This window comes from Pseudopedobacter saltans DSM 12145 (assembly GCF_000190735.1).
In the GTDB taxonomy this organism is placed as follows: Bacteria; Bacteroidota; Bacteroidia; order Sphingobacteriales; family Sphingobacteriaceae; genus Pseudopedobacter; species Pseudopedobacter saltans.
On the sequence record NC_015177.1, the window covers coordinates 2769939 to 2785038 of the forward strand.

Consider the following 15100-nt stretch of genomic DNA (forward strand, 5'->3'; position numbering starts at 1 on the left):
ACAGGATATTAGTACTGATCTAAAAAGTATCGGGCATAATTTATCTGCTTATAATCCAGAAATTTGCTTGCCGTTTTAAGTCGCTTTATAAAATCCGAATAGTCTTTCTTTTCCTGTTGGGTCCAGCCCACTTCCGCCATTGCCAAAACGCGAGGGAAAGTCATATGTTCTGCATGATTGCCATTTGGTATATATTCTGACCAAATGTGAGCCTGCACACCTAAAATATGTTTTTGTTCTTCTTTACTCAAGCTTTTTGGTAAAGGATTATAAGAATAAACCGTCTCTAATGGCAGATAACTACCTATCGCGACAGGCTCTCTTTTTCTCATTTCGGGGGTTTGATAATAATCCAGGTACATATAATGGTTTGGAGACATAATTACATTGTGTCCCATTTTCGCTGCTTCTATCCCTCCTTTTTCTCCGCGCCACGACATTACTGTTGCATTGGGCGCCAAACCACCCTCTAATATTTCATCCCATCCAATTATAGCTCGTCCTTTTGAACTCACAAACTTCTCTACTCTTTTAATAAAATAACTTTGTAAGCCATGTTCATCTTTAAGCCCTTCTGTTTTTATCAGGTTTTGGCAATGTGGGCAAACCTTCCAGTTATCTTTCCATGCCTCATCTCCACCTATATGAATATATTTCGACGGAAAAACATCCATTACCTCAGTCAGCACATCTTCAACAAACCTAAAAGTATTTTCTTTTGGACACAGAATATCTTTTTGGATACCCCAGGCAGTAAGCACCTGATATTTCCGATCGGGAAAACAGCTGAATTCCGGGTAAGCAGCCAGTACAGAAAGCGTATGTCCCGGCATATCGATTTCGGGAATAATCGTAATAAAGCGCTGCTGAGCATACTTCACTAAATCCCTGAGTTCTTCCTGCGTATAGTAACCTCCATGCCTTTTTCCATCGTATTTCCGCGGTTTGTCACTCACATGGCCTACAACGGTACTGTCTCTCCACGCAGAGATTTCCTGAAGTTTCGGATATTTCTTGATTTCCATACGCCAGCCTCCATCTTCTGTCAGGTGCATATGGAACTTATTAATTTTATAGGCAGCCAGTACATCAATATATTTTTTAATAAACGATACCGGAAAATAATAACGTCCTACGTCTAACATTACTCCCCGATGCGCAAACCGAGGCTCGTCCTTTATTGATATTGCTGGTATTTCTATTTTATCCTTTTGCCCGATTGGTATTAATTGGCGAAGGGTTTGCACTGCCAAAAAAGCACCCGCAGCACTTTTTGATTTGATAGAAACCAATTGGGGATTTATCTTTAACACATAACCTTCCTGATTCGGAATTTGAGGATCAAGCTCAAATCTTATAGCTCGATTGCTACTATTAGACAATTTAACCCCATAATCATCCCTAAGTATTTCCGAAAGATAAGCTCCAACGTTTTTTAAGTCTGTATCTTTCGATATGAGATTTATCGAAACCTGATTATTAAGTAAAAATGTGCCCTGCTGCTTTGTTACTTCCAGTGGCCGGGGTATTAAAGGTAAATCGCTATTCTTATATTGTGCTTTGAGATATAAAGGAAATATGATTAACAAGAAAACACGTACACGTTTCATATATAGCATTTAATATGGTTTATAAATGGTTATTAAAAACCTGAGTCATCCAAAGCAAATGTATTCTTTCTATTCTTCCATTTGCCTTTTGTAAAATCAGGTATATCCTGCGATGAATTTCCTTCTTGTAATGATTTTACAGAAAGTGGAAATATTACGCTCATTGTTACAGAATCATACACATCAATTGGTGTTTGTCTTTTTTGTTTAACAGCCTGTACAAAAGCATTAAATACGAACCAATCCATTCCTCCATGTCCCGCTCCCTGAGCGAGATCGACATATTTTTTCCAAAGTGGATGATCGTATTTTTCGAACCATTCTTTGGTAGAATCCCAGGTATGAGGTTTTGATTTTCCCTCTATATGAATCGATTTTGCAACATCCATCCATAGCCCGTTTGTACCCTGTACCCTAAAACCAATGGAATACGGACGCGGTAAATGCGTATCGTGAGTTAAACTGATTGTTTCTCCGTTTGCACAGTTAATCAGTGTAGTTACAATATCTCCGTTCTTATAGTTTATTTTAGCATTCGGATGTCCTGGAGATTTCTTATTTACATAATCGGCTAAACCACGCGCTTTCGACGAAAAAGACACCATATTCGTCAACCGGTTTCCTCTATTAATATCAATATAGTTCATAACAGGACCTAATCCATGCGTAGGATATAAATCACCATCGACATCTATATTGTATTGCGTACGCCATTGAGCTTCTCCTATGGACTTATCAGCACCAAATTCTACACCGTGTCCATAAAAGTTTTTACCATCGTTAAAAAGCACATCCCTTAGGTCATGTTGATAGCCTCCTTCTAGGTGAACCAATTCACCAAATTCTCCTGCTCTAACCATATTTAAAACAGCCATCACATCCCGTCTGTAACAAACGTTTTCAAGAGTCATATATGGAATGCCCGTTTTTTCAGAAGCATTAACGATATCCCAGTGATCCTGAACAGTTAAACCCGCTATAACTTCGCATCCAACATATTTACCTGCATTCATAGCATCTACAGCCTGATCTCTATGAAATTGCCATGGCGTAGAAATAATTACTGCATCAATATCTTTCCTTTCCAATAGCTTTTTATAGGCATCCAAACCGCCGGTATATTCTTTAGGTAACGCCTTACCTGCCTTTGTAAACTGTTCCCGACATAGTTTTAAGGAACTTTCCTGTGTATCGCAAATGGCTACAATTTCAACATCATCTCTTAGTAAGCCTTCTTTGATATGATTTCTCCCTCTTAAACCAACACCTATGTAGCCTAATTTCACATTGCCTTTATCTCTAGCAAATAAAATTCCGGAAGGCAGAATCGTTGTTCCAGCCACTATTGTACTGTTTCTTATAAATCTTCTTCTATCCATTTATTTTGAATTATGGTAAACTGATGCACTGAAGTCTATTCTAATTTACAATTTCTATTTACTTAATTTCCAGATCCACTACCAAAGGCAAATGATCTGACGCATAAGTTTCATTTACAACTTTTAAACTTTTTACCTTAAATTTCTCTGCAGGCTTATACATAATATAGTCTATTGTCCTATCCGGCTTATTCATTGGAAAAGTATACGGGCAGTCTGTACAAGTTGGATTAAGCGCCTTTTTAAGGATATTGATAGTTTGCGAAGTAGGCAGGGCATTCCAGTCACCGGCCAATACTAACGGATAATTCAACGATTTTATAATATCAACCAGGGTGTTTGCCTGCAAAACTCTGTTATCTTCTGCACTTGTATGGTCCAGGTGTGTCGAACCGAAATAAAATTTATGTCCTTCCTTCTCTACTAAAATCAGCGCCAAAGAACGCGGTTCGAAGCCCGTTCCTGTAACAGGAAGTTCATATCGCTTGCTTTCTGCTATAGGAAATTTAGATAAAACAGCATCTCCATACTCTCCGCCCTGATAGTCCATTGCCTTTGTAAAATAATAATACATACCTGTCAAACGGCCAAGTTCTTTCGCCTGATCTACGGTTGTACCAGATCTTTTAGTTTTATTATCAACTTCGCTCAATGCCACAAGATCCGGCTTCTGAATATTGATAACCTGTGCTATCGCTTCCAAATCTCTATAAGATGCATCTTTGGAAGGCGGGTTTCCTATATGGATATTATAAGACATAACCTTAAAGGTTGGACCCGACTTTTCCTCTACGGGAGGTTTATTGTCTTTTTCAGGCTCCGCTGCACTCTTTCCACATGATATTGACGACATGGAAACCAGTAACACAAAAATTAAGATCTTTAAATTTTTCATAATATGGTTTTAAAAGGAGGGCTGATAAAATGCCCTCCATCAATTAGTAAAAGAATTGTAAATCGGCTACTGCTGGTAAATGATCACTTGTTGAAGTCGCTCCCAATGTATAGTTCAATACCCTAAACTTGTCTGAAGGCTTAAACATCAGCATATCTGAATTACCAGTTGGCGATGCTTTAGGATAATTCGATGGACAGGTTACACATGGAAAACTAAATTGCGTTGAAAATTTCTGATACACGGTTCCGGTTGTTGCTTTATCATTAAAGTTACCCGCTAAAATAACAGGCACATTTGTATAGGCTGCCAATAAATCATAAAGCTCGGTAGCCTGCGGATCTCTGATTGCTACGCTGGCATTTAAATGCGTTCCCGCAAAAATCATATCATATTGGTTTTTCAACTTTACTTTTATAATAGCAACAGGTCCTTTTTCCGTTGCGGTGGATTTCAGCTGATATTTAACGCTATCAATAATTGGAAATTTAGAATATACAACCGTTCCGTAGTCCCCATTTTGAAAAGGCTGGGCAGCTGCGAAAACATAATTTGGCATGTTAATCAACCCCGAAAGTATTTTAGGAAGATCCCTTCCGCTACTGCGGGTTGTCTTGCTATCAATTTCTCTGATAACCAGGAAGTCAGGATTAAAACCATTAACTACTGCAGCAACGGCGTCCATATCTACAGTTCCACTTTTTATACCGTAAGACATCACCCTGATTGTCATACCGTCTTTTTGAGCTTCTACTAAAAAATAAGATGTTCTTAGTTTTTCGTTAAGAGGAACATCTCCAGAGATACTCTCTACCGAAATAGGTAGCAGATACTGTACAAATGGAGTGAGTACATCCTTGGTTTTTACTTTAATTTTAAGAGCTGCGGAGTTCAACGCCCCTTTATTTATTTGCGTCTCAAATTTATCTATGGTATAGCTTTGTGCTGGCAATACCATATAGCTGGTTCCATTATTTTGATTAAACTCAGCTACTTTATCATTATCTACTTTAAATTTAACCTTAATATCCTCTTTCGGATAGTCCGGTCCGCCATAGGCAGCTCCAAAAATAATAGTCTGTGCGGTGTCTGCAATTTGTAATATGTGCTTGGAATAAGACTCCGCTGCCTGTGGCATATATACTTTTGCATATAGCTCTGGATTTGGAATATCCGTATCATATTTACATCCCAATACGATGAGACAAAATGCAACACACATATAATGATATAATCTCGTTTGATGTTTCATATTATTAGGTTTAAATGATTACCAAAATGGATTCTGAACCATATTTGCATTTTTATTGATTTCTGTTTGAGGAATGGGAAAGAAGTAAAAGCTTTTTCTGAAAACACGGGTTTCAAAAACGACTCTTTTATAGAACGCCGGTGGATTTTCAAGTATATTCATACCATACATTGGTCCGCCATCTGTTTGTTCCGCAATCTTCCATCTTCTCGTATCAAAATATCTGTGATGCTCAAAAGCCAATTCTACTCTTCTTTCCGCCCTAATTGCCTCCCTCATAGCATTCTGATTGGCAGGAATCGGTAACGCATTTGCGCCCTGACCGTATTGAGGTATTCCTGCCCGCTCGCGAATCATGTTCAGGTATTTTAAAATATCAGTATTATCCTTATCATATTCGTTTAGCGCTTCTATATAATTCAAGAGAATCTCTGCATAACGCATCATGATATATGGCCTTTTATCATACACACCTGTTTTTGGATTAGAACCCGGAGATACATTTTTTCTACCAAAATAACTGGTTCTCGAATGATCCCAGGATCCGGCAGGGCCCGACTCCCCGGTATTATAAGTCTGGATAATCTTTACACCTTCACTGGTATTAATCCATGGCGCATTATTATAATTTACACTTGCATAAAATCTAGGTTCGCGATTTGCGTACATATTAGAAGTATTAGCGACTCCCTGTACGGTAGAAAAACCAGTTTCTGTATAACCAGATGCAGCATTGATAATTGGGGAACCATCCGAATTGTAACCTGTAATTGGCTTTAACCCGTTAGCCATAAAATAGGCATCCACCATTTGCTGGGTAGGTCCGGTACTACAAAAACCATTGGCCAGCCTTGGTGTCAGCGCCCTTTCATAACCGCTTAGATTATTCAAAATGCGGGCAAATACCCATTCGCCATTCCATGCATCCAGAAATACATCGCGATAAGATATTAATGGACTAAACGTTCCACCGCTATTCTTTTTATAAAGCGACAGGATATCCATATTAATAATATCTTTAGCGGCTTTCGCTGCCTTTTCCCATTTTTGAGCATCATATTGCTGACTGATCAGATTTTTACCGTCTAAATTGCGGAAGCCTGAATATTCTGTATTCCCATTAAACAACGGACTGGCCGCATAAAGCAATACTCTACTTTTTAGTGCTAAACAAGCCATTTTAGTGGCTCTTCCATAATCCAGATTCTCTTGTGTGGTAAAATGCAATGGTAAATCCTGCGATGCCATATCCAGTTCGTTCACGATGTAATCCACACATTCATCATAACTGTTTCTAGGTAAAGTAAGCAAAGGATCACCTGGATTTAAGTCTCCCGGAATAAGGTCCTCACTCAATATTGTTACAGGTCCCCAGGTACGCAATAACATGAAATATAAATATGCTCTTACAAATCTGGCTTCTGCTTTACGAATCACTATTTTGTTAGCATCTAATTGTGGATTGCCGCCAATGTTATTGATATAGGTAGTTGCTGACCTGATACCTTTATAATAATCAGTATAATAATTGTCATAATATCCCGAAGCTGGATTCCAGTTACCCAGATTCATTAAAAAGGTAAGATATCCCGGCCTGTCGTAAGTTACGTCCCCTTCATCAGACAAACCAATCCACGGTGCATTATTGGTTATATAAGATTCGTCTTTTATATAACTGTAGACATTGGCAAGGTATTCTTCTGATGGTTGTAACCGCTTAAACACCTGTTCGATGGTTAATCTATCATCTGGCACCTGATCTAAAAATCCTTTCTGACAAGATGATAGGCCTAAAAATATCAGGAAGACAAAAGTTAATATTTTATGTTTCTTTCTATTCATGACGCAATACAATTAAAAGTTGAAATTAAACCCGATACTATAAGCTGCTGTATTAGGATATCTTGCCCCGCCGGGATAGGCGGAATTACTACCGTCACCCAGCTCTGCATCCCAAAGTTTAAATGGACTAAAAGTCAACAAATTGACTCCCTGAAAAAACACATCTGCATTTTGCAGATTAAAGCGTTTTACAAATTGTTTAGGTAGTTTATAGCTGAATTGCAGCGTCTTTAGTCTCAGATATCTTCCATTTTGTATCCACCAGGAGCTTCTTGTGTAATTATCATTTATAGTCCCACTGGATAATCTTGGATATAAAGCACTAGGATTCGGGTTATCAATTGTCCATCTGTTATCCACATTGTTAAACATATTTCCCCTGCTTAAACCTTGCTGAAAAGGTATTAATCCTTCCCCATTCAACCAGATATCCATATTTCCTACTCCCTGAAAAAGGGTAGATATGCTGAATGCCTTATAACCAAGGGTAAATCCAAAACCATAGATAATTTCCGGTACCTGACCATATCCAATCGGAGCATAATCATAAGAATTAATTACTCCGTCACCGTTTAAGTCCTTAAACTTCAGGTCTCCAGGTCTGACATCTCCCGATTGCAGTGGGCTATTGGCAATCTCTTCATTGCTTTCAAAGAAACCTAAAGCTATATAACCAAAACGCTGACCTACTTTTCTACCTTTTGTTGCTAACCATGGATATATCGGGTCTGGTTTGTCATCCTCAATAATTTTATTTCGGTTAAAGCTGAAGTTTCCCATCAGCTGCAATGAAAAATCCTCAGTCAGCTTTTTGGAATAAGTCAAAGATCCTTCTATACCTCTGTTATCTATTATTCCCACGTTTCCATATGGATTGTTGCGCATACCTATATATCCCGGTAAAGACGAACGTCTTAAGAAGCTTCCTTCTCGGTATTCTTTAAAGATATCCACCTGTACATTCAAGGCATTTTTAAGTGTCCAGATATCCAAACCTAAATTTGTCTTTTTAGAAGTTTCCCAGGTTACATCAACCGCATACTCTCCTATATCCTGACCTGAGTAATTTGTTGGGCTTTTTCCAAATTGATACGAAGTGCCTAGTTGTTCTACCGTTCCCAAATAGGCGAATCTTCTGCCTCCGATATTACTGTTCCCCACTAAACCATGTGAAAACCTAATTTTAGCCAGCTGAACTTTATCTTTTAATCCCTCAAAGAACTTCTCCTGAGAAACCACCCAGGCTAACCCTACGGATGGGAAAAAACCATATCTCTTACTCGGCAGAAAGTTTTCCGAACCATTATAACCAAAATTTAATTCCGCAAAATACTTATTTTTATATGCATAGGTGGTTCTCCCGGCCAAACCTCTGAAACGGAATGGCAATGACTCTTCTAAAGTAGCAGCCTGGGTATTAACCTCATCACTTTGGTTATATAATAACATACCTCCGACATCATGCTTTCCAAAGGAACGAGAGTAATTAATAGCTGCTTCATTATATATAGTTCTGGACCCATTGTTATTTCGGGCATAGGCCAAGTATTCTGTACCAGTTCTGGTTAACTGTAAATTCAAATTACCATCCGCATCCCGTCCATTTGCTAACCAAGTATCCGGAGTTTTAGTTCTCCTTAGGCTCACATAGTTATAGGCATCGAAAGAAAACATCCCAGTAACCGACAGGCCTTTTGTAATAAAATCCAAATCCTGAATCACCCTCAAGTTGGAAAACAACTGGTTTTTCCATTGGTTAGCATATCCTGTTTGTGTTAATAAGGCCCATGGATTTTGTACACTTGAAGTTGCGGCATCTGCCACTCTTCCATCTTCATATTTAACGGGATGAAGAATAGGTGTCATAAAAAAGGCCTTCTCGAAAATGTCTGCTGAATTACTTCCTGGATAATTCACATTAGCAAGATATCCTTGTATTCCTAACTTAACAGTAGTTCTTCTAAAAGGCTTAACTGTAAGATTAGAAGTTAAGTTATATCTTTTAAATCTTACCTGAGCATCGTATTTTGCCAAATCGTCTGTTTTATACAAACCTTTTTCATCAAAATAACTGGTAGAAACATAATAGGTGGTTAAATCATTTCCTCCGTTTATATTAAGATTTAGAGTTCTGTTAGACCCAAAATCATTAAATATCTCTTTATACCAATTTACATTGGGATATAAATAAGGGTCGCTTTGTGTTCTTGTTGCCTCTATAGCTTCAGCAGAATATCTTGGCTGATAACCACGGGTTGTTAATGCCTCGTTGGATAGCTCCATATAGGTAACCCCATCAGCAAATTCGGGTATTTTAGTAAATTTTGTTACTGCCTCGTTGTACCTTACATTAAACTTGGGCTTTCCGGGCAAACCGTTTTTGGTATTAATGATAATTACGCCGTTTGCACCACGTACCCCGTATACCGCCGTTGCAGATGCATCTTTAAGCACAGAGAAACTTTCGATATCCTCAGGGTCAACATCAGAAAACGATCTAGGAACGCCATCTACCAAAACCAAAGGTTTGCTCATACTGCTGCTAAAAGTAGAGATACCTCGTATCCAGATGTCTGCATTATCTCCACCCGGCTCCCCACTTCGCTGCACCGAAACTACTCCGGCAACCCTTCCGCCCAAAGAATTCGTCAGATTGCGGACAGGTAGTTTTAGCTCTGTTGGACTAATAGTTACCTGTGCTCCCACGAGGCTAATCTTCTTTTGTGTTCCGTAACCAACTACGGTAACTTGTTCCAGAAATGAATCGGCTTCCTGTAATTTCACGTTTAAAACGCTTTTTCCTTTTACTGCCATTTCCTGGTCTCTAAACCCTATATAACTGAAAACCAGCACGGTGTTTTCGGACACATCTATAATGAAATTACCATTAATATCTGTACTTGTACCCAAAGACGGGTTATTCTTATGCTTAATAGCCACACCAACTAAAGGTGCTCCTAAAGAATCTTTTACGGTTCCGCTTATTCTACGCTTTTCCTGTTGTAAATTCAAAGCTTCAGCAGCAGTAAGCCGATTCCTTTTTACAATAAGAACATTATCTACTTCTGTTACCGTCAGGTTATACGGTTTTAATAGATTTTCCAAAGATTCTAACAGATTGTTGTTTTCTGTTTTAAAATCTACAATCTTACTTTTATCCAATAAATTGTCGGCATAGGCTATTCTTTTCCCCGCCGCGTCAGCTATTTTTTGCAGAGCTTCGGCAAGCGTTACCCTTTTCAAATCCATGGAGATATTGGTACTATTTGTTCTTTGACCATAGGTTTTTGTGTTCGCCACGGTTAGGGTAGACAAAGAGCAAATGGCAATATATACCAATGTGCTGAGTTTCATAATTGTTAGTGTAAAAAGTCTTACTCTATTAACTAATAGAGATTTTTTCATAATTTTAGGTTTTAAAATGTTAGACAATAAGGATGTTAATCTTCGGATGTCGCAGTTCTCGGATTACATTCTTTTAGACATTTTGACCTTGCGCCATCTTAAGTGCAAGGTTTTTTTTGTTTTTCGTCACTCTTCTTCTTTCATTTGTGTGTTATTTAATTACAGCCTGTTCCAGATAAATAAAAAGTATCGCCCTTTCTCTCATATCTTCCCCCGACTACTTCACTTAAAATTTTCATTATTTTTTCGAGTTCCATATCTGTAAAATCGGCAGATACTTCACAATTTTTCAGATTATCGGCTACCTTAACCTGCTGAGAGAAATTGCGTTGGATGGTCGCAATAACTTCATTCAATCCAACATGATTAAATTCCAGCCTGCCATCTTTCCAACTGGACAAAGAAGAAGCATCTACAGGTAGTTTAGATAGTCCGTCTGTTTTCGCATTATAAAACCCCTGTTGATTTTTCTCCAGATACACTTGCTTATTTTCTTTTTCTACTGACACCTTTCCACTTACAACACTTACTTTGGTGCCCATGGCATTCTTATATGAATTAATATTAAAGCTTGTTCCTAAAACGGTAGTTTTAATTCCGTTAGATATAATCGTAAAAGGTTTCTTTTCATCTCGTTTAACTTCAAAATAAGCCTCGCCATCTAAAAATACTTCTCTTCTGTTTCCAGAAAAAACTTTTGGATACCTAAATTCTGATTTTGCATTAAGCCAAACTTTTGTACCATCACTTAAAATAACATGTTTAACCTCACCAAACGAAGTCTCCTCAGTAACTAAATTTATATTGTGTATTTTACGGTTTAAAAAGAAAAAAGTAGTTCCCAGACACACCAACACACAAGCTGCCGCTAACCAATTAAAACGTATATAACGTTTTTTAGCTACGCGTTTATGAATTAATTGCATAGATCTTTCCTGATCGAAATCTATATAAGAAACCTCTAAGGAATCATGTTCTTTTTCCCTAGCTTCAAAATATTTTGACAAAAGCTTCTCTAAAGCCGAGATATTTTTCTCTCTGTTCATAGTATTATATATGTAGGATGCAAAAACAGGGGGTAACCCCTAAAAGAATTTTTAATTTTTTTTATGATGCGAAATAAATCGCCAATAAAACAGCTAAAAACTCTTTAGAAGAATTTTTAAGCCGGCTTAAAGCTATTGTCATTTGGTTTTCTACGGTCTTGACTGAAATATTTAGTCGTTCGGCTATTTCCTTATTGCTGAGGTTACCTTCTCTGCTAAGCTTAAATATTTCCTGACACTTCTTTGGCAGCTTATTGATCGAAGAATTAAGAATATCAGAAAGTTCTTTGGCTATTACTTTTTGGTCTGCGAAATATTTCGAGCATAGTTTCATTAAAGCAGAATCATCAATATTCACCTTACCAGCTCTTATAGCCATAAGGGCGCGGTTTTTAATGGATACATAGAGGTAGGATTTCAGAGAACGAATTTGGGTCTGCTCTCTTTTCTCCCACAGGTCTACAAACAAATCCTGAACCATATCTTCGCATGCAGCCTTGTCCCTAAACAAGTTGTATGCCGCATGATATAAATGGGAAGAGTACTTTTTAAATATCAAGTCAAAAGCATTTTTGTCTCCTTTTACAAAGCGACTAATTAACTCTTCCTCTTCCAAATTATAAACTGATTTGTTCATAGCAATTAAACAATAGTCATCCTTTCTACTGTCTCTATGGTTTCTTGGTGTAGCACAAATTTATATGCTTTCTTTTAAGATGCAAGTAATTATTGTTTAAACTATTGTTAAGAATTCATCTTTTAACATTTCCTGCCTTCCGTTATTCAAAAATATTTAGCCAAAAAACCTACAAGGCAATAAAACACTGTACGACAACAACATAAATCAAAAACAAAAAGACGGAACAAGTTATTTTAACGTGAATTCGGTTTAAGCGGTCAATAACATCTGTCTGTCATTAAAGTCAAAACCGATATTAAGAGAGGGCTTTTTAGGAAAGAAATGATAGGCACAAAGTGCGCCCATTGTGTTCATCAGGAAGTTATTTACCGAACGGTGCCTGGTATGCTGCAGCTTGCATATATTCTTTAATTCATCGTTCACACATTCGATTAAGGCTCTTTTTCTGAGCATAATCTTATCAGCTTGCGAGATGTTAAAATCCTTCATATTCTTTCTTGGCTTGGTAATCATTTGAATACCATTTCCCCAGAGCAGATCAGCTAATGCTTTTGATATGTAACCTTTGTCCCCAAACAGCTTGCCGAATATCTGCTGTGTCATAGAGGTCATCAATTTAATGTTCCGGTCATCCACATTGCCCTTTGTAAGATAAAAGGATAATATTTCCCCCCTGTCATTGATGATCAGGTGAAGCTTGAATCCATAGAACCATCCGATGGAACATTGCCCTCGCTCTGCAACCAGGGAAAACACTTTATGGCTATGTATGCGCCTGTTATGGCATACCTTGATATGTGTAGAATCGATAAAGTTGATACCATTTGACTGTCCCAGACATCTGTTTTTCAGAAACAGCATCATGGGTATTGCTACTCTTTGCTGCAGTTCTACAAAACGGTTATAGGATACAAGTCCAGGAAAATAATCTCTGTAATAAGAACAGATGTGACCAATGTAAAAGTGCTTGAGATTGGTGAAATGTCCGGTATGAAAAGCTATCAGAATAGTGATGATCTCACTATCAGCAAGTGAGGCCTTACGGTTTCTGGCTTTACAATTTCCCGCATTAAGCTTATGTTGGATGATCTCAAGTTCAAATTCTTTGCAGAAATCATCAACTTGAACAAAAATTTCGGTAATTTTAGAAGGAGTAAGCATATCAAGTTATAGTTTTAATTTGGTACTTAAATATAACAAAATATGCTTACTTATTTGATAATCAGTAATTTAATCTCTTTTTTGTTCTTTAAAAAGACAATTCTATTATCCCGAACTCACGTTATTTTAAAAAATAAATGAAATTTGTTTATGGAATTTTCTACTTTCCGCCATCTTAGAGAAAAACAATAAAGAAAGAATTATGAAAAAGTTAATAATCGCTGCTATAATAGCATGTACAAGTTTAAGCGCCATGAGTCAAACTGCAGATTTAAGAAAGAAAATTGAAGTTAATGGTAGTGCAGAAACAGAAATCACTCCTGATGAAATCTACATTGCTATTTCATTGAAAGAGTACTTTAAGGATAACAACAACAAAAAACGAGTTACTATTACCGAATTGGAAAAGCAACTTCAAACTGCTGTTGCAAAAGCGGGTATTCCAAAAGAAGACTTAATGATTAACAATGTGTCGGGATATACAGACTATTGGAATCAAAAGAAAGACCCTAACTTTTTAGCCAGTAAGCAATACAAACTAAAAGTAAAAGATTTAAATAGCTTCAATGTAATTATTGCTGCGGTAGACCCAAAAGGAATAGCTTCTACTTATGTAGAAAGTTATAATCACTCTAAAATTACCCAACTGAAAAATGATTTGAGAGTGAAAGCCTTGCTAAATGCAAAGGATAAAGCTTCTGCGTTAGCAAGCGCACTTGGGGATAAATTGGGGAGTGCTTTACTGATTCAGGATCTGAATTCTGATTATAATGTACAACCTATGTATGCCAGAGCTAACTATGCGCTAGTGGCAAAAGCCGATGCTGCAGGAAACGAAGCTGAAATGTCTGATATCGACTTCAAAAAAATCAAGTTACAATATACTGTAAATGTGACTTTCGAGATTAAATAATAAAGGAACAAGTTCTGGAGATCATCCCTGGCCCTGGAGCCGGGGATTTTTGTTTTTGATATTTACTAACAAACTTAAGCATTTTCACGATGAGTATTGCAAATTGAAATTGTAGTTCCGCTTCTAATAAAGCAAGTCGAGGACTAGTATGAGACGAACCGTCTCGCACTCTTCGCAACGCCTTGAATTATTCATTAGATTTTATTTCTTTTGATCAGGATTCATGAACTCGTCAACTCGTTTTTTTGGTCCCTTTTTGTATCAAAGACAAAATGCTTCAGCATCCTTGAGAGTCTTATGAAACAATTATACTATATCGAAAAAAGGAAGGACTGCCATTCACTCTTCGCATAGGCATTCTAGTAATATTATTGTCGCTGATATTCTTTTTTCTTTTTTGAAAAAGAAACAAAAACATTTTCTTTTTATGGCCTTAGCTCTATCCTCACGCTCAGGGAAAAATGACATCGCACCAACTTTCCTTTGCCACTCTGCTTCATGAAAAGAATCTACTAAATTGAGCAAAGAAAAGAGGCTCGGTTATGCTATCCGTTCCCCGGTGCAACCATTTTTACAACGAACATTGCAAACTTACACTTTCTTTGATAGTACGGCCAGTGGCATGATAAGATTTGGAGACCTTGTCCCGACTTTACGTCGGGGTAAAATCAGATAAATCTTTGTGCACAAACAATAAATAAGTAAACCCCAAGCAATCCAATGTGCTGTAGAAAGCAACATTAAGCACCAACGAACACACATATCCGGATTGCGCTAATGAAAGATTTATCCAGATGGAGCGACAAAGATTATACGCCAAGGCATTTTGGTCCTTTTTTGCTAAAAATGTGGAGCATTCTTGAAGGCCATTTAAAAACATCAAATACTGTCTGAAAAAAGGACTAGGCCAGCCGCCGGCTATGGGGCGGACTGCCATTCATTCTTCGCATAGGCATT

Annotated in this window: 10 protein-coding genes; 1 reads left to right on the forward strand and 9 read right to left on the reverse strand. The window is 37.5% G+C overall.

Features of this window, described 5'->3' with window-relative positions; translation table 11 throughout:
* Window positions 1-8: 8 nt before the first annotated feature.
* The 9 genes from PEDSA_RS11970 to PEDSA_RS12010 all read right to left on the reverse strand — a co-directional run bounded on the left by PEDSA_RS11970 (window position 9) and on the right by PEDSA_RS12010 (window position 13230).
* Window positions 9-1610, reverse strand: a complete 1602-nt coding sequence (locus tag PEDSA_RS11970) for a beta-N-acetylhexosaminidase (protein ID WP_013633418.1) — start codon at window positions 1608-1610, stop codon at window positions 9-11.
* A gap of 32 nt (window positions 1611-1642) precedes the next feature.
* Window positions 1643-2989, reverse strand: a complete 1347-nt coding sequence (locus PEDSA_RS11975; RefSeq protein WP_013633419.1) for a Gfo/Idh/MocA family protein — start codon at window positions 2987-2989, stop codon at window positions 1643-1645.
* Between the two features lie 58 nt (window positions 2990-3047).
* Window positions 3048-3884, reverse strand: a complete 837-nt coding sequence (locus tag PEDSA_RS11980; RefSeq protein WP_013633420.1) for an endonuclease/exonuclease/phosphatase family protein — start codon at window positions 3882-3884, stop codon at window positions 3048-3050.
* 43 nt (window positions 3885-3927) lie between these two features.
* Window positions 3928-5136, reverse strand: coding sequence for a BT_3987 domain-containing protein (locus PEDSA_RS11985; protein WP_013633421.1), 1209 nt, complete (start codon window positions 5134-5136; stop codon window positions 3928-3930).
* Window positions 5137-5154: 18 nt separating this feature from the next.
* Entirely contained in the window at window positions 5155-6978 is a 1824-nt protein-coding gene (locus tag PEDSA_RS11990) for a RagB/SusD family nutrient uptake outer membrane protein (protein ID WP_013633422.1), read from the reverse strand.
* A 12-nt stretch (window positions 6979-6990) separates the two neighbouring features.
* Window positions 6991-10383 carry a SusC/RagA family TonB-linked outer membrane protein gene (locus PEDSA_RS11995; RefSeq protein ID WP_013633423.1) on the reverse strand — a complete coding sequence of 1131 codons (3393 nt, stop codon included), beginning with the start codon at window positions 10381-10383 and terminating at the stop codon, window positions 6991-6993.
* Between the two features lie 155 nt (window positions 10384-10538).
* On the reverse strand, window positions 10539-11429 hold the full coding sequence (locus PEDSA_RS12000; protein WP_013633424.1) for a FecR family protein: 891 nt from the start codon (window positions 11427-11429) through the stop codon (window positions 10539-10541).
* A 61-nt stretch (window positions 11430-11490) separates the two neighbouring features.
* Window positions 11491-12066, reverse strand: coding sequence for an RNA polymerase sigma-70 factor (locus PEDSA_RS12005; RefSeq protein WP_013633425.1), 576 nt, complete (start codon window positions 12064-12066; stop codon window positions 11491-11493).
* A 252-nt stretch (window positions 12067-12318) separates the two neighbouring features.
* Window positions 12319-13230, reverse strand: a complete 912-nt coding sequence (locus PEDSA_RS12010) for an IS982 family transposase (RefSeq protein WP_013633096.1) — start codon at window positions 13228-13230, stop codon at window positions 12319-12321.
* A 202-nt stretch (window positions 13231-13432) separates the two neighbouring features.
* Here PEDSA_RS12010 and PEDSA_RS12015 point away from each other — a divergent pair, with 202 nt between their 5' ends.
* The gene (locus PEDSA_RS12015; protein WP_013633426.1) at window positions 13433-14143 is read left to right on the forward strand and encodes an SIMPL domain-containing protein; all 711 of its coding nucleotides are present in this window, start codon (window positions 13433-13435) and stop codon (window positions 14141-14143) included.
* Window positions 14144-15100 lie beyond the last annotated feature (957 nt).

What these genes read in the sequence shown, in the direction of transcription:
- PEDSA_RS12010 (WP_013633096.1), bottom strand. Translation starts at nt 13,230, where the DNA reads ATGCTTACTCCTTCTAAAATTACCGAAATTTTTGTTCAAGTTGATGAT.
- PEDSA_RS11980 (WP_013633420.1), bottom strand. Translation starts at nt 3,884, where the DNA reads ATGAAAAATTTAAAGATCTTAATTTTTGTGTTACTGGTTTCCATGTCG.
- PEDSA_RS11970 (WP_013633418.1), bottom strand. Translation starts at nt 1,610, where the DNA reads ATGAAACGTGTACGTGTTTTCTTGTTAATCATATTTCCTTTATATCTC.
- PEDSA_RS11990 (WP_013633422.1), bottom strand. Translation starts at nt 6,978, where the DNA reads ATGAATAGAAAGAAACATAAAATATTAACTTTTGTCTTCCTGATATTT.
- PEDSA_RS12000 (WP_013633424.1), bottom strand. Translation starts at nt 11,429, where the DNA reads ATGAACAGAGAGAAAAATATCTCGGCTTTAGAGAAGCTTTTGTCAAAA.
- PEDSA_RS11995 (WP_013633423.1), bottom strand. Translation starts at nt 10,383, where the DNA reads ATGAAAAAATCTCTATTAGTTAATAGAGTAAGACTTTTTACACTAACA.
- PEDSA_RS12005 (WP_013633425.1), bottom strand. Translation starts at nt 12,066, where the DNA reads ATGAACAAATCAGTTTATAATTTGGAAGAGGAAGAGTTAATTAGTCGC.
- PEDSA_RS12015 (WP_013633426.1), top strand. Translation starts at nt 13,433, where the DNA reads ATGAAAAAGTTAATAATCGCTGCTATAATAGCATGTACAAGTTTAAGC.
- PEDSA_RS11975 (WP_013633419.1), bottom strand. Translation starts at nt 2,989, where the DNA reads ATGGATAGAAGAAGATTTATAAGAAACAGTACAATAGTGGCTGGAACA.
- PEDSA_RS11985 (WP_013633421.1), bottom strand. Translation starts at nt 5,136, where the DNA reads ATGAAACATCAAACGAGATTATATCATTATATGTGTGTTGCATTTTGT.